The organism is Methanobacteriaceae archaeon (assembly GCA_029219465.1).
Taxonomy (GTDB): Archaea; Methanobacteriota; Methanobacteria; order Methanobacteriales; family Methanobacteriaceae; genus Methanocatella.
The window spans coordinates 13,739-29,090 of sequence record JAQXTL010000006.1 but is presented as its reverse complement, the minus strand read 5'-3'; the positions used below and the strand labels follow the sequence as shown (position 1 = coordinate 29,090).

Here is a 15,352-nt window from a genome sequence, read left to right as displayed (position 1 = left end):
TATGTAAAAAAAAGAAGAAATTAATATAATTTAATTTCTACTTTTTAAAATTGTTGCAACTCCATATCCAATTCCAAGAGTTAAAATTGTACCGATTACCAGTGCTACAATTTGTAATACTTGGTTATCTGGAGCATTTGAAAATGCGTAATCTGGGAAGATTGCTTCAGGAATTCCGTTAATTTGTTCAACTTGGTATCCTTCAGGAACATTTGCGTCTTCTGCAGATTTTTCAAGACCGTCTGGATCACCAGATGCAATATATGGTGAAAGACAACTTATTACGACACAAATAACAACTGCAACAATAATTAAAGATACATCTTTTTTATCCATTTATATCTCTCCTTTAATTTTTGTTCCATGCAAGTAAGTCTGGTCTAAATTTGTCTAATGCTGCAACAACAACTACAGTTAATACTGCTTCGATTATTCCAATAAAGAAGTGGTATAATACCATGGAAGGGATACCGATATTTATTGGGAAAGTTCCAGCAATGCTCATTTCAATAGCGCATGCTAATGCTGCAAGTACTGTAGCTAACCATGCTGCGATTCCTACTGCAGGGTAGTTTCCGATTTTGGTGTTTAATGCTTTAAATGTGTATAAACCTACTGCTCCTCCAACGATACCCATATTAATTACGTTTGCTGCTAATGCAGTAAGTCCTCCGTCTCCGAATATTAATGCTTGGATGAGTAATACAACTGTGAATACTAAAACAGCTGCTTCAGGTGCTAAAAATACAATAGCTACGAGTGCACCTCCAACCATGTGACCACTGGTACCAAATGGAATTGGCATGTTCATGGACATGATTGCAAAGATACCTGCTGCAAGTACTGCTAAAAGTGGGATACGTTTTTCATCTAAGTTTGATTTAGCCCATTTTACAGAGAAGTACAATGCAACAATTAAAATTACATAATATATTAAACATTGTGCGATTGGTATAAATCCATCAGGTATATGCAAATTAAATTCCTCCAATATTTAAGTGAGTAATACTTTTTTATTTTTTATTTATATACTAAGTATTACTAAATTCGCTTATTTGCGTTTTATTTATTAATTATCAAGATTATTTTTTAGTTTTTCATGTTTAACTAAAACAAAATCCTTATTTTGTCTTGATATTTAATTATATTGGGTGGTTGGAGTATATAAATGTTATTAAAGTAATACATTTTTGTATTATTTTACATTTTATGTATTACTTTATGTAAAAAATAGTAGTCATTTTAAGTTCTTTTTAATGATTGTCAAATAGATTAGAATAGCTATTGCAAAGTATAATAAAACCTGTATGTCTAAAATTCCAGTTTCTATACCTAAAATTGAGTATGTTAAAATCAATGCGTAAATAGCAATGTAGAAGTAATCTTTGGTCTTCTGCATTATTTTAAATCCAGTACCTAAAATAAATCCTAAAAGACACATCTCAACTGCCACACCTAATTTTCCAAAGTCCACTACCATCTGTCCGATAAGTGTAGGGGTAACTGTAACTTCTGTTCTCCATGCAATAATCTTTCCAACAAGCATTCTTGGTCCTAAATCACTTCCTGGAATAGAACTTGCCAATAATTTACCGTGGGTAAGTCCAAAGTTTCCACCAATAAAGTCAAGTAGGTTTAATACATGTAAAGTAAAATCAGCTCTTGACTGTAATGTGTAGAATGGATTTGTTGATGAAGTTATTGTTAATTCTCCAAGTGATCTAAAATAACCAATTCCGATGATTGCACCTACACCAATCACTCCTCCCATTACAACTTCCCAAAGAGATACAATATTTCCATAGAAACCTATGATAATTATGATGAGAAATGCTGCAAGTAGTGGTGTCCTATAACCTAAAAGTAATAATATGCCAATGTTGATTGCGAGCAATACAAGGAATCTGAATCTTGCCTGTGATCTGGTGATGTTTTTTAATTGGAATTCTTTTAGATAATAACCAGCAACCAGACATGTTCCAGGTATTATTAAAAATACTGGCATTGTAAAGATTGGTTTTAATAAATATCTGATAGATGGTTTTAAAAGTGGAATTCCTCCAACAGATGCAATACATATTCCAAAAAATACGAAACTTACTAATATTAAACAAAATCCAATTGAATAAATGTCTTTTTTATCAAAGGTTATGGTTTTAATATTCTTGCTATTTAATATGTATCTTGGAAGTATTGCGGATCCAATAAAAAATGCAATAAAAGCAATGGCTAGAGTAATCACTAAACTTGTTGAGGGAGCATTTAGTGATAAAATTAAAAACATTGCAAATAATAAAAGCACAATTAATGGGTTGAATAAATGATTTTTTAAAATGTTTATTTTATTTAAAAGTCCTAAAAAGTTTTCATCAGGATACAATCCTTTAAAAAAGCTGTTAACCCATTGCTTTTCAATAAATGCCAAAATAGAAAATATTGTTGTGAATAAAAAAGATTTGTGAAATTCATCACTAATCCTATTTATCACTGAAGTTAATTTTGAATAAATGATGCTCATTATCTAACACATCTTAAAAAGTTCTTATATTTGCAACATCGTAGCTGCTTTTAATCTGTTCTAACTGACTATCGCTGCAATTGTATACTCTAATTGTAATTTCTTCGCTAAGTCCGTTTATATTGCCTAAAACTGAATCACTAATATCTAATGTTTCTTTGTTAGCATTTTCCAATATTAAGCTATTGCATACTCCAACATTTGGTGCTTTAATAGCTACTCTCTTATCATTGGAATTAATTATATTTTGAATCTCTTGAAGTTTTACTATGTCAAACGGGTTAAGAGAGATTGTTGTAGACATTTCAAAATCACAATTTGATATATTTTTATTCAAGTCGTTAATTGAGGTAATGTTTTCTTGATTTGCTTTAATTTCCACTAAATTTGGATATGTGCTTCCATCTGTTTCAAGTGAAATTTTATCTATGTAAATATCTGCTTCTGGAACACTTTTATACAATCCTGCAAGATAAGTTGAATTATTAGATTCAATTAAAATCCTGACATCTGTTCCACCATTGTTTCCAATCCATTTTACAGTACCGTTTAATGTTGTTTTCTCGTTATTGGTTGCATTAAATCCATCAACATTAGCTTTTACAATAAATCCATCTTTATAGTAATTTGAATAAGTATCTGGAATTTTATTTATTGTTGATGCATCAAATGCGGTTTTTTTAATATTTGAAGAGTCATCTGTTGTAATATGTATAAATGCAAATGCGATAGCACATATGACTAAAATAATTATCAAATAATCAATTAAAGTAAATTTTGGTTTCATATTTTATCCTACTCATCAAAAATAGCTCCAACTGGGCAAACATCAACACATTCGCCGCAATCAGTACATTTTTCACTATCGATTGTTACTGTATATGCTTTTCTTTGAATTGCTTCTTCTATACAAACATCAATGCAGTCTTCACAAACTCCACATTCTTCAACGTCAATTTTCAATTAATACACCTCTTAAAATAATATTAATGGTAAATATTTAAATAGTTTGTCCATCAAATATTATTTTGTAGTTTTATTGTTTTTTTGAGTATATGTCTGAAAAACAGAAACGTTTATATACTAGTAAAACAAATATTATTATTGTTGTATGCAAGGGTGCCCGAGCGGCCAAAGGGGGAGGACTTAAGATCCTCTGGTATAGGCCTTCGAGGGTTCGAATCCCTTCCCTTGCACTATTTTATAATTTTTATTGATTCTTGACTATGCCTTAGTGGCTCAGCCGGTAGAGCGCCACCTTGGTAAGGTGGAAGTCGGGGGTTCGAATCCCCCCTAAGGCTTTCTAACTGATTTTTTTTTAATAATTATTTTTTTATAATATCAATATTTTCTAAAGTTTTTATTTTATCGATATTATCATTTAAAAGAAGTAGAACTATTTCTAATGTTTTTATAATTCCGGAATATGATCTGTTATACAAATCATCGCTTTTTAACTCATTTAAATCAGCATAAACGTTTGTGGTGGTGGTTATTTCATATTCTTTAGTGATGATTGTTATTGCTCCACGACCAACTCCTGCTGTAGTTCCAATAGCAATATCACAGTCACTTAAATCTCTAACTGCTTTTGCCATTAGCTTACTTACTTTTTTATCTCCTTCTTCGTCATAAACCTTTATTCCTTTAATTAAAGTGTCAGGTTTTGGAGGATTATCTATTTTTAGTATCTTTTTTACAGCTTCAATTGTAGGGATAAATAAACTACATGTTACACTAAGTTTATTATAGTCAAAATCCCCATATTCGCAAGGATTTTCAATATAATCTCTTCCGAAGTTTCCTTCGTAGTTTTGTGCTAAAGCATGTAGTTCTCTTCCGATTTTTCCCTGTGTGAAACACTCGGCGGTAGCTATTTTAATCATTTTTATCTCTTAGTTGTTTTAATGCGTTAATTGTAAGGACTTTTGCAATTTCATCAAGTGTGTATGGTGTAATAGGCTCATTATCTCTAATGAACTTATTTGTAGTTACAATAAGATGGTCTTTTGTAATTCCTTGTGCTCTTAATTCTTCAACAGCAGGGTTTGTGTTGTCAAATTCGGATATGTCTTTTACTTCAATGTTTTCATCTCCAAATCCGAATATTCCTGCAGTTCCTATTGTTTTTGCTCCTCTTTTGTGTGCGTGTTTTATAATATTTGATGCAGTTTCAATTGTATTTCCACCAGCAACCATAATAACTACAACGTCACCTTCAATTAAGTCTAAATTATCTTCGCTGATGTATTCTGGAAAACTTTTAATTTCTCTGAATTTTTCATCATGGGTACATAACTTTTTTACAAAGTCAGTTTTGTTTTGTCCGTTTTTAGCACCTAGCATGGTAAATATTACGTCTCCACCATCAATTTTTTGACCGTCAAAAGCACCAATAACTTTAGGTCCTCCTCTATGGACTTGCATTAAATTGATACCAACTCTTAATCCTAATCTTCCACATCCAATTAAATCAATTCTTCCTTTTGGTGTTTTGTTATCTTCCATTTTTTGTATTTCGTCAATCATTTTATTACCTCAATTGGATTTTTATCAATGATTTCAACATCAATATTTAATTCATTAATTACTTTTTCAAGTTCATATAATCCTGGAACTTCACTTTCGTGGTGTCCTAAGTCAATAAGAGTAATGTTTAAATTCTTTGCAAGAATTGCAGTTTCCTGACATAAATCGCCAGAAATAAGTACATCTAAATCTTTTTTCTTGGCAAGTTTTATATAATCTGGATTTTTCAAACCAAAACCTGATATTACTCCAACTTTTAGATTTTTGTGGTCATCGAAATTATTTACAATTCTAATGTTTTTAAAATTTTCTAAAACAGTTTCTTTTAAACTATGATTTGATTTGCAAACTCGTCCAATATGTGTTTTATCGTCAAAATAATCAATTACATCTAATTTTAAAGTTTCACATAATGCTTCATTTGCCCCACCATCAATAATATCCCAATTTGAATGAATTGTATATGTTGGTGTTTTTGGAGTAAATATTGGCGGGTGGTGTGTAATTATCAATGTATTATCGTTAAAATTGTCAAAATCAGGTGTTAAATCCATAAAAATCTTAATTGAATTAATTTGAGAATCTAAATCATAATCTCCCATTAATCCAACATTATCAAAATCCAAAGCTAAATTAGTTGGTACTTTTTCTTCTAAAAATGAAATAATCTCTTTAAGCTTCATTTAAATCAGTTTTTATTTTAGAGATTTCATCTATAAGTAATTCATCACAACTAAATGGATTAATTGTAGAAATTTTAAGAGCTTGAGTGTCAACTAACTCGATAAATTTAGAAATATTTTTTTCTTTAAAGATAACTTCTTCAAAAAAGCCCATTTCACAGGCACTGTATAGTACACCTTCTTTTTCTAGGCATTTATTCAAGACATTGGTTAAAACGCCAATTGTTAATGTCATTGTTCCGGAAGTTTTTGTGTCAATTCCTTTAGTTTTAATTATTGCCTTGTTGTTTGCTTTTGCACAACTTAATCTTTTATGAATATTATTTTTATTAGCTAAAAGTTCATCGTTATCTTCAGCTACAGGATCTTCAATAATAAATGTGTCAACATCAAATTTTTCAGATTGTTCAGGAGTTATCCCTCCAAAACCAGTAGTGTCAATAACAACATCTCCACTATATATTAAATCCAAATCAGATGAAAATTCAACAGAATTTGCTAATTTTCCACCAAGTGGTGTGTCTAATAATTCTTTTAAGTGAGGATATATGTCAATTAATAAGATATTTTCATATTTTTCACTTAATTTCTTTACAATACCTACTCCTGTAAAATAAGTTCCAATAACTACTATTTTAGCATCTTTTTTTATATCTAATTCATTTATATAATTAAAAACAGCATTGGATTTTTTATCAATAATTTCATTAAAAATGTCAATTAGTTTGATTTCAGATTTTATAGTTAGCACTTCAGATGTAATTCCAGTATCAATATTCATTTTTTATCCTTCTTTATTGAATCCTATTTTTTCTAATGCTTCACATGCTTCATTATAAACAGCTTCTTCGATAGTTTTTTTATGAATTACATGTGACGGGGAAGTACCGCATGTTAATATTCTTCCCTTATTATCTATAAAAATAAGTAATGAGCCTGATCCAGGAATACCTAAGCGTCCTCTTGCTATAATTAAATCAGCATCACTTTGATCAAGTGCAATGTATGCTTTTGCAAGAGCAGGAATTCTACTGGTATCAGCAGTATTAGTATTAAGTTGAAGTATTTCAGCTTGGGGAAGATTATATTCTTCTAAAACTTTATTTAATACTTCTACTTTAATTCCGTTCTTATTGGGGATATATACTTTTTTAGCATTTTTTATATAGTTTTGAATTTCTTGTATTTCTTCAAGAGTATCTCCAAATCTGGAGTCGTTTAAAGATTCTTCAAATGCATTTTGTATCATCTTTTCAAATGCCACAATATCCCTCTCAAAAAAAGATTAAATGGTTTGAGGTATTAAGCCTAATTTCTCAATTACATTAACTACTTTGTTGTAATTACCGTATTCTGGTGCTCCTACACCTTTTACTTCATGTGGGTAATTATCTGCAATTACAGTAGCTAAATTGTTTGCACCTGCTTTTAGTGAAAATTCCACATTTTCAGGACCAACAGTTGGTGTTGGCATTGTAATTCTAATATGAGGATACATTATACGTGTAATAGCAACCATTTTTAATTGTTCTTGTAATGGGAATGGTTCTTCATTTGCCATTGGAGTATCATCATAAGGATTAAAACCCATTATTGGGATTTCTTCTAAGGTTTCAAAAGTACCTAAAAAGCGTAAATGTTTTAATCTATCTTCAACACTTTCCCCAATTCCTAAAAGTAATCCTGAGGATAATCCTATTCCTGCTTTACTAATTCTTTCACAGGTTAATATTCTTTGTTCTAGTGAATCTCCAGGTTTTCTTTTATAAAATACTTCTTCGTTGATGGTTTCAAGATTACAACATATTGTATCAGTATTTAGCTCTGCAAGTTTGTTAATGGATTCTTCAGTTAAATCTCCACCCACATTAACTAAAATTTCCAAATCAGAGTTTTCTTTAACTATTTTACATGCATTTACAGCCTGTTTTCCTTTGTAACCATATCCTCCAGAACAGCTTACACGAGGTATGTCTGCTTCTTGGATGGATTTAACAGCGCATAAAATTTCTTCATTTGATTTATAAAATGCATTATAATATCCTTTAGAAGAAGTCTCTTCTGCAAATCCACAGTATTCACACCTAGGTTGGATTTGACATTTATTTGTAATGTGGATTGTTGAAGTTAATTTGATTGTTTTTGATTGTTGATCTCTTATTTTTGCAGCAGTTTCAAATAGTTTATTCAAGTCTTCATCATTACTTATGTTTAGTAATTCTAAAAATTCCTCATCTGTTAATTTTTGATTATTTTCTGCTTTTTTTAAAATTTCATCAATCATAAACATCTCTCTATAGTATATATTTTGTATTTAGTTTAGAAAATAGCATTTAACTTATTTTTTAATAGCTATTTTACTAACGATTAAAAAATAAGTTAAAAAATTGTTGATATAAAATCAACAATTAACTTACTTTGTTCGCATCTATTCGTCTTTACCTAAGTAGTCTAATACGGTAGGAACGATTTCTGCTAAGGAACCGAAGTTCATTGAGTCAGCAGTACCTAATAATGCAGCTGGGTCTAAAGCAGCATCCATTTTGTCGATACCTTCGTTTTTCATTAAAGCGGTTACTTGGGTTAAAGCTTCGTTAGCCATAGATTGTGCGAATCCTGCAGGAGCACCTAAAATTTGAGTTACGGTGTCTCTGTAAGCTAAGATACCTGCGTAGGTAATTGCAGTTACTGCGGAACACATGTCACATACAGGACCAACCATGTTAGCTGGTAAAGTGAATGCAGATCCTCTTGCTTTTTGACCTAAGTCCATTAAAGTGTCGATGGAAGCTTGGTCAGCGAAACCTTCAGCGATGTAAACTTGTCCTTTCATTTCAGGTACAGCACCTGGGTGGTAGGAAGCTACGTTTACGTTGGTTCCTAAGTCTTCGAAGATTTTGTTTAATCCGGTAGTTGGGATAGTACATGCGTGAGTTACGATAGCTCCTTCTTTGATATCATCAGCGAAGTTTTTGATGATGTCAGGTTGCATACCTCCTTCTGGTAACCAGGTCATTACCCAGTCAGCGTCAGCAACAGCTTCAGAATCGTCGGTGGTAACTTTCATTCCTAAATCTTCTGGGTGAGTAAAGTGGATAGCACCTTTAGATGGTTTAGGTACGGTTTCAGCTAATTCTGCTACTTTTGCTCTGATTGCAGGCATTACTTCTTCAGGGTTTCCAGCTTTGTGTGCTGCAATTACTTCAGCATAGTCAAAGTCGTCTACTACAGTGAAATCGCCGTCAAAAGTTGGGTCGGATACAACAACTTCGTCCACTCCAGCTAATTCTAATAATTCTGCACCCATTTCGATAGTTGAGTGGGTCATTGAAATGTTTTCTTTTCCGGTTGCTTCAGCAACTTCACAAGCTCTTGCGAAGTTGGTAATTCCACTTGCAGCATGAGTTCTGTAACATCCTGCACCTAAAATTGCTACTTTCATTTTTCAGTCTCCTTTTATATTTTTTTATTCAATATATGTTACACATATATTAGATACATTTAATCTTACTACAGTGCTATTAAAAAAAAGAGTATGCATTTTTTTTGGTAGTTAAACATGTAGTAATAGTTATACTTAAAATTTTGATACTATTTAAATTTTTATATCGTGTCGTAATGCAACTTATTTATATTCGATATATTTTTTTCTTGATTTTGTAAAATCAAAACAAAAAGTTTTTATTAAACTTGTTACTTATATATACTAAATTTATGTTAACTGGAGGAATGCATCGTGTATGATTTAATTAAAAAGGCAGTTTATGACGATGATGCTGCTATTGCAATATCAAAGATGAAAAAAGATGTTGGTTCTGTTGTTGATGCAATATCAGAACTTTCACTAGAAGAAACCATGAAATTGGGAATGCAATTTAAAAGATTCCCATTAGGATGTGATTTAACAGAAGTTGTTGCAGGTACTTGTGCTTCTGATTTAGAATTAATGGATTTATTAGGTAACTGCCGCTTATCTGATATGATAGGTGCTCCAATTCACATTTGTGCTTATGCATTTTCAGATATTGGTGAAAAATTTGGAATGACTGGGCTTGACGTAATGAAAAAAGTGCACGAAATTGTTGATGTTCCTCTTGATTTGGATCACTTTGGTGTAAATGGTGCTATGAGGCTTCCAAAAAACATCTCAGGGTGTGGTGGGGAATGTTACAATAAAGGTCCTGGATTTACTGAATGTCCTCGTGGAAGAATCCATGAAAGATTAATTGATAAAGAATTAGAACAAAAAGGCGATAAGGAAGAATGGGTTAAATTAGCTTCATCTGTTGCAGTTAATGTTTCATCAGAACAAACTGGTGATGCTCATGCAGCACCATTAAGCGAAGCACAAGACATTGCGGATTTGGCTAAAAAATACGGTAAAGGTGTAGAATCCATCATGTTTGTTGGTGATGGTTATGATGAAGTAATTACCGGTTTTGAAAAATCAATCAAACTTGGTGCTGATGTTGTTGTAGTCGAAGGAGGACCATTCAACAGATGTGAAAATACAACAGAAGGATTTGCAAAAGCAATTGCTGCTGCAAGAATTTTATCTCCGGGTAAAGTTGTAGCTACCAATGGGGCTTATGAAAATGAAGTAAGAGCAGGTCTTAGATCTGGTTTAAACATGGTCATCACTGGTTTTCCTAAAAACCACCATGGATACATGTGTGGATTTGAACCAGGTACTGCAAGAAGAGGAAAATTTGGTCTTCCAAGAATAATTCAAATAATCAACGAAGAATTCCCAAACAGAGGTCTTCCAGCTCAAAAGCACGATTTACTTGCAATAGCTACTGCTGTTAAACTTGCAGGTCCAGATAATATTTATCCAAACAAAATCGGTTCATATCATGTTGGAGATGCTCACTGGGCAACTTTGGTTAATTCAAGAATGTATGAAAACATTGAATTAAAACACACCTTAGATGATATCGTAAATATGGCTGATGGAAACACCATTTCTTTACATGGTGGAAGATTCATCTCCTGGGTTCTGGCTAAAGAATTAGATAAACACGTTGATGAAATTATTATTGCTGATGTGGACAAATGGGTATTGGACAATACTGTTGATAATTTACAAGATGTATTGAACGCTACTATCATTCCTGAAAGTGATGATAAAGTTGCTGCAGATAAAGCAGATTTCTCAATTGCTTCATCAACAATGATTCCTGTTAAAGATAATATTTTAAAGAAAGTTCCTAATGCTTTAACTATTGTTTAAGGTTTCCTTAAAGTTTAAATTTATTAAAATAAATAATATTAAATAGTATTAACTATACTATTTTATTATTTAATAATAAATTTTTTTTAAGGTGAATTAATGAACTATAAAAAACTTGCATTGGTAGGTTGTATTTCTGCACTCGTTGCTGTTTTAACTTCTATTATGGGTGTTACAGGTACAATTATAGGTTCAGTTATCTCTTCTGTTCTTTATAATATGTTAACTGAAGCTTTAGAAAAACCAATTGGAAATAAAAGTTTTACTTCAAGTTTTGAATGGGAACTTGCATATATATTCCCTATTGCTGTTATTGCAATTATTCAATTACTTCTAATTTTAGCACTATTGGCTGAACAAGGTACTATCCCTTATACTTTTGTTAATGTGTACTTGTCAATTCAAGATGCAGTTAATAATAACCTCTACAGAATTTTAGGTTTAGCATTATTGGTTATGGCAGGATATTCATTTGTATTAAAAAGAGTCGTTGTTAAAAAAGTAAGTGTAGCAACTATTGTTTTTGTTGGATTAATCTTTTTAGCACGTGGTTTTGTAGATTGGGGAAATAGTATTACAGAACTTTATGGTACTGTGTTCCAATATTTTGATTTACCTATAGCTATTGTTGCATTTGGATTATTATGTGAGGTAATATTGAGTATTCTTATCCACTCAAGAGACTCTGATGATACACCAAATGTAATTAATCATAAAATTAATGAGGAAAATTTCTCTACTCCTAAGGTTCACAAAGTGCGCCATTCTAAAATACATAAAGATTTTGATTATGCTGAAAAAGGAAGAAGTCTAAAAGAATCTTTCAATAAATCACAACATAATCTTAATCATGAAAAAACAATTAAAAAAGAGGTTAAACCAGAAACTGGAATTAATACATCCTCTGAAAATATTCAATTTGAATCTAATGATTTATTAGATGAGTATAAATAGTGGTATAATGGGTAAAAAAGATAAAACATTGAAAGATATTTTGGATCTCATTTTATATGAAAATCCTGCAACTCAAGATGAGATTGCTTTAAAGTTGGGTATAACTCGCAGATATGTTGCTCAACTTCTACAACCTCTTGTTAAGGACGGAACTGTAAAAAGAGCATATATGATTGACTTAAAAAGTTATGAAAGTATTGCTGAGTCTTTAAGTGACTATCATGTTAATGAAACCAAAGGAAATGTTATTGTCAATGATATGATTAACAATATGGCAAAGCATGTTCACTCTCAAATTGAGGTTTCATTTGATGCAGTTTTAGAATATGATAACGAAAAGGCAAATAAAGCTCTTGAGATGGATTTTGCTACTAACAATATGGTTGAAAAGATAAGAACATCTGTTGAGACTATTGTTAGTATGAATAAACATTCTGAAATATCTAAACCAATGCTTTACAATGAAATTGCCTATGATTTAGAACGTATTGGAGATTATTGTGCTCATATTGCTAAATTTGTAATTAATGACATCTACAAAATTGAGGAAAATGTTTTAAAGAAATTAAAAAAGATGTATAAAATTGCTAGAAAAATGATTCGTTTAGCTATTACTTCTTTTCTTGAAGGTAAAACCGAGCTTAAAGATGATTTAATGAAGTTAGAAGAATCAATTCATATTCTTCAAACTAAAGCTATTAATTTGATTGCAGAACAAATGGCTGAAAGTTCATTTGATGAAAAAGAGCGTTCAAATTATTTTATTTATTTATTTAGAGTTATTAAAGCATTTGAAAGAATGGGAGATATTTCTGTTGAAATGATGGATGTTTCCATTGAGTTTCATGAAAATATTCCAAGATCAACTACTCCGAGAACTTTCAGATATTAAAAAAAGTAATTAGATTAAAAATAATCTAATTATCATATATTTTTGTTGTTGCATGTCTATCTGCCCAACATTGGATACAAACACCAACAGGTAATCCTGCAGTGTGGGTATGTGCTTTTAAGATTTTAACATCAAGACATGTTGTTTTTCCACCAAGACCCATTGGTCCGATTCCTGAATTATTGATTTCTGCTAAAATTTCTTCTTCAAGTTTAGCTATTTGTGGGTCAGGATTTCTTTTACCTACTTCACCAAGTAAAGCTTTTTTACCAAGTTTTAAACATAAATCGGATGTTCCACCAATTCCAACACCAACAACGGTTGGAGGACATGGTTTTCCTTTTGCTTTGAGAACTGATTCTACTACAAATTCTTTGACTCCTTCAATTCCGTCAGCTGGAAGTGCCATTTTCAAAGCGTTATTGTTTTCAGAACCAAATCCTTTTGGCATTATTGTAATTTCAAGATAATCTTCATCTACTAATTCTATATCGATTGGAGGAATGAAGTCTCCAACATTAACATTAGTATTTTCTCTTGTTAAAGGATCAACGATGTTAGGTCTAATTGGGATTTCTTTTGTTGCTTTTTTAATCCCTTCTTCAATACCTTCACGTAAATTTTCAACTTCAACATTTCCTAATTTAACAAAAACAACAGGTAATCCAGTATCTTGACACATTGGAATTTGCTTTTCTTCTGCAAGTTTAATATTTTTCAATATTGCTTCAATATTTAACTTTGCAAGGTCATGTTCTTCATTTTTGAGAGCATCTTCAAGTGATTTTCTTACGTCATCACCTAAAACAATTGCTGCTTTTTTGTAAAGTTCATAAACGGTTTCTTTAATAGTATCTTTAGTAATCAAAATAAAACCCTATAAAATTTAATTAATCTTATTTTTTGATTTTAAGATATTTAAATTTTAATTATGCCGATAGGACATACTTTAACACAATCTCTGCATCGGGTACAGTTTTTACTATTAATGGTTATGGCTCCGCCCATGATTTCAATTGCATTTTGCTTACAAACTTTTAAACATGGCGCATCTGATGGTTGACAGTGCATACAAAATAAAATTGGAGTGTCAACATTTGGTGTTTGTTGACAACTTCCACATGTTGTACAATCAGTACAATTTCCTAAGTTATACATAATTCTTTTTATTCTAAAAAGTGGCTTACTCTAGCTTGACATGTTACAACATGAACAAATCCACTTTTTTGGCTTTCAGGTTCATAGACTCCACTAAGTTTAGCCAAGAATTTTTCTTGGTTTTTAGCTTTAACTTTTTGAGGGTCTGCAACACTGATAGCTCTTTTAGTACATGCTTTAATACAAGCAGGACCTTCTTCTCTGTCTGCACAGAGATCACATTTTTCTGCGACTTTAGATTGGAAAGTCATTGCACCAAATGGACAAACCATTACACATAATCCACAACCGATACATTTTTCACCATCAACGCCTTCGTCGCTAATAGCTTCGGTTGGACAGATTTTTTTACATGGTGCACTTTCACAATGTTGACATACAATGGAGTAAAAGGAAGAATCATGTTCAATAATTTTTATCCTACTAGCATTATGTACAGATGCACACATGTTTTCACAATTCATACATCCGTCACATAAGTTGCTATTTACAAGAATACTTTCCATTGATATTCCTCCTATAATCCTAATTCTTTACACTGTGCATCAACATATTTTTGGATTTTTTCAATGTGTTCTTCATCTAAGTGTTTGAATCTTTTTTGAACAGATAAGTAATCTTTAACAGGTTTTCTTTCATCTGGTCTGTAGGTAATATCGAAGTTTCCATGGTCAATTTCATATAATACCCAAGATCCGGTTTCTACTGCTAATCTACCCATTTCAATGGTTTTTTCAGATGGGTATCCCCAACCAGTAGTACATGGTTGTTGTAAGTGTATGTAAGCAGGACCTTTAATTGAAGCTGCTTTTTTAACTTTTTTAACGTAGTCTTCAGGATATGCAATAGATGCGGTAGCTACATATGGAATTCCATGAGCTGCCATAATCATTGGCATGTTTTTCTTAGGTTTGTCTTCTCCGAAACTTCCGATACCTTTTGGTGAAGTAGTTGTACTTGCTCCGTATGGAGTAGCTCCACTTCTTTGGATACCAGTGTTCATGTATGCTTCGTTATCGTAACAGATGTAGAGCATGTCGTGGCCTCTTTCCATAGCTCCGGATAAGGATTGTAAACCAATATCTACAGTTCCTCCGTCACCACCGAAAGCAACAACGTTAACATCATCTTTTCCTTGGATTCTTAATGCACTTTCTACACCAGATGCAACTGATCCGGAGTTTTCAAATGCAACGTGAATGAATGGTACTTCCCATGAAGTTTCTGGGTATGGGGTAGTCATTACTTCAAGACAACCTGTAGCAGAAATAGCTACAGTGTTTTTGCCTAATGCGTTAAGAGCTAATTTCACAGCAATTGATGCTCCACAACCAGCACAACCTCTGTGTCCTGGTGCTAATAAATCTTTATCAGGTATATCCATA

General features: G+C 31.8%; 19 protein-coding genes and 2 tRNA genes. 5 read left to right on the top strand and 16 right to left on the bottom strand.

Going from position 1 to position 15,352, the window contains the following annotated elements; translation table 11 throughout:
* Nucleotides 1–30: 30 nt before the first annotated feature.
* The 5 genes from PUD86_04845 to PUD86_04825 form a co-directional block, all read right to left on the bottom strand.
* Complete coding sequence (locus tag PUD86_04845) at nt 31–336, bottom strand: PDGLE domain-containing protein (protein ID MDD6776598.1); 306 nt, start codon at nt 334–336, stop codon at nt 31–33.
* 13 nt (nt 337–349) lie between these two features.
* Entirely contained in the window at nt 350–976 is a 627-nt protein-coding gene (gene cbiM / locus PUD86_04840) for a cobalt transporter CbiM (protein ID MDD6776597.1), read from the bottom strand.
* A gap of 261 nt (nt 977–1,237) precedes the next feature.
* A complete protein-coding gene (locus PUD86_04835; GenBank protein MDD6776596.1) occupies nt 1,238–2,518 on the bottom strand; it encodes an oligosaccharide repeat unit polymerase family protein in 1,281 nt (426 codons plus the stop codon).
* 13 nt (nt 2,519–2,531) lie between these two features.
* Nucleotides 2,532–3,305: an adhesin gene (locus PUD86_04830; protein ID MDD6776595.1), complete on the bottom strand. Its 774-nt coding sequence runs from the start codon at nt 3,303–3,305 to the stop codon at nt 2,532–2,534.
* 8 nt (nt 3,306–3,313) lie between these two features.
* Nucleotides 3,314–3,481 carry a 4Fe-4S binding protein gene (locus PUD86_04825; GenBank protein ID MDD6776594.1) on the bottom strand — a complete coding sequence of 56 codons (168 nt, stop codon included), beginning with the start codon at nt 3,479–3,481 and terminating at the stop codon, nt 3,314–3,316.
* Nucleotides 3,482–3,631: 150 nt separating this feature from the next.
* On the opposite strand from PUD86_04825, the gene PUD86_04820 reads away from it, so the two are divergent.
* Nucleotides 3,632–3,714, top strand: a tRNA-Leu gene (locus PUD86_04820).
* Nucleotides 3,715–3,746: 32 nt separating this feature from the next.
* Nucleotides 3,747–3,819: transfer RNA gene (locus tag PUD86_04815), tRNA-Thr, on the top strand.
* A gap of 24 nt (nt 3,820–3,843) precedes the next feature.
* Here PUD86_04815 and PUD86_04810 read toward each other — a convergent pair.
* The 7 genes from PUD86_04810 to hmd all read right to left on the bottom strand — a co-directional run bounded on the left by PUD86_04810 (nt 3,844) and on the right by hmd (nt 9,172).
* Nucleotides 3,844–4,404, bottom strand: a complete 561-nt coding sequence (locus PUD86_04810; protein MDD6776593.1) for a UPF0254 family protein — start codon at nt 4,402–4,404, stop codon at nt 3,844–3,846.
* The gene (locus PUD86_04805; GenBank protein ID MDD6776592.1) at nt 4,397–5,047 is read right to left on the bottom strand and encodes a hypothetical protein; all 651 of its coding nucleotides are present in this window, start codon (nt 5,045–5,047) and stop codon (nt 4,397–4,399) included. The genes PUD86_04810 and PUD86_04805 overlap by 8 nt, the downstream gene beginning before the upstream one ends.
* Nucleotides 5,044–5,730: a Nif3-like dinuclear metal center hexameric protein gene (locus tag PUD86_04800; GenBank protein ID MDD6776591.1), complete on the bottom strand. Its 687-nt coding sequence runs from the start codon at nt 5,728–5,730 to the stop codon at nt 5,044–5,046. Before PUD86_04800 ends, PUD86_04805 begins: the two co-directional genes overlap by 4 nt.
* Nucleotides 5,720–6,511: an SAM-dependent methyltransferase HcgC family protein gene (locus PUD86_04795; protein ID MDD6776590.1), complete on the bottom strand. Its 792-nt coding sequence runs from the start codon at nt 6,509–6,511 to the stop codon at nt 5,720–5,722. The genes PUD86_04800 and PUD86_04795 overlap by 11 nt, the downstream gene beginning before the upstream one ends.
* Nucleotides 6,512–6,514: 3 nt before the next feature.
* Nucleotides 6,515–6,994, bottom strand: a complete 480-nt coding sequence (locus PUD86_04790) for a DUF3236 domain-containing protein (GenBank protein MDD6776589.1) — start codon at nt 6,992–6,994, stop codon at nt 6,515–6,517.
* Nucleotides 6,995–7,015: 21 nt separating this feature from the next.
* The gene (gene hmdB, locus PUD86_04785; protein ID MDD6776588.1) at nt 7,016–8,014 is read right to left on the bottom strand and encodes a 5,10-methenyltetrahydromethanopterin hydrogenase cofactor biosynthesis protein HmdB; all 999 of its coding nucleotides are present in this window, start codon (nt 8,012–8,014) and stop codon (nt 7,016–7,018) included.
* A 144-nt stretch (nt 8,015–8,158) separates the two neighbouring features.
* Nucleotides 8,159–9,172: a 5,10-methenyltetrahydromethanopterin hydrogenase gene (hmd, locus tag PUD86_04780; protein MDD6776587.1), complete on the bottom strand. Its 1,014-nt coding sequence runs from the start codon at nt 9,170–9,172 to the stop codon at nt 8,159–8,161.
* 294 nt (nt 9,173–9,466) lie between these two features.
* On the opposite strand from hmd, the gene hmdC reads away from it, so the two are divergent.
* The 3 genes from hmdC to PUD86_04765 all read left to right on the top strand — a co-directional run bounded on the left by hmdC (nt 9,467) and on the right by PUD86_04765 (nt 12,809).
* The gene (hmdC, locus tag PUD86_04775) at nt 9,467–10,963 is read left to right on the top strand and encodes a 5,10-methenyltetrahydromethanopterin hydrogenase cofactor biosynthesis protein HmdC (protein MDD6776586.1); all 1,497 of its coding nucleotides are present in this window, start codon (nt 9,467–9,469) and stop codon (nt 10,961–10,963) included.
* A gap of 99 nt (nt 10,964–11,062) precedes the next feature.
* Nucleotides 11,063–11,917, top strand: coding sequence for a hypothetical protein (locus PUD86_04770; protein ID MDD6776585.1), 855 nt, complete (start codon nt 11,063–11,065; stop codon nt 11,915–11,917).
* 7 nt (nt 11,918–11,924) lie between these two features.
* Nucleotides 11,925–12,809, top strand: a complete 885-nt coding sequence (locus PUD86_04765) for a PhoU domain-containing protein (protein ID MDD6776584.1) — start codon at nt 11,925–11,927, stop codon at nt 12,807–12,809.
* Between the two features lie 25 nt (nt 12,810–12,834).
* Here PUD86_04765 and PUD86_04760 read toward each other — a convergent pair whose 3' ends face one another.
* Genes PUD86_04760 through porB form a run of 4 tightly spaced genes read right to left on the bottom strand, consistent with a single transcriptional unit; the run spans nt 12,835 to nt 15,351 of the window.
* Nucleotides 12,835–13,677 carry a fumarate hydratase gene (locus tag PUD86_04760; GenBank protein ID MDD6776583.1) on the bottom strand — a complete coding sequence of 281 codons (843 nt, stop codon included), beginning with the start codon at nt 13,675–13,677 and terminating at the stop codon, nt 12,835–12,837.
* A gap of 50 nt (nt 13,678–13,727) precedes the next feature.
* Nucleotides 13,728–13,967 (bottom strand): 4Fe-4S binding protein, encoded by a 240-nt coding sequence (locus tag PUD86_04755; GenBank protein MDD6776582.1) that lies wholly within the window; start codon nt 13,965–13,967, stop codon nt 13,728–13,730.
* Between the two features lie 8 nt (nt 13,968–13,975).
* Entirely contained in the window at nt 13,976–14,473 is a 498-nt protein-coding gene (locus PUD86_04750; GenBank protein MDD6776581.1) for a 4Fe-4S dicluster domain-containing protein, read from the bottom strand.
* An 11-nt stretch (nt 14,474–14,484) separates the two neighbouring features.
* Nucleotides 14,485–15,351 (bottom strand): pyruvate synthase subunit PorB, encoded by an 867-nt coding sequence (porB, locus tag PUD86_04745; GenBank protein MDD6776580.1) that lies wholly within the window; start codon nt 15,349–15,351, stop codon nt 14,485–14,487.
* Nucleotide 15,352: the final 1 nt, after the last annotated feature.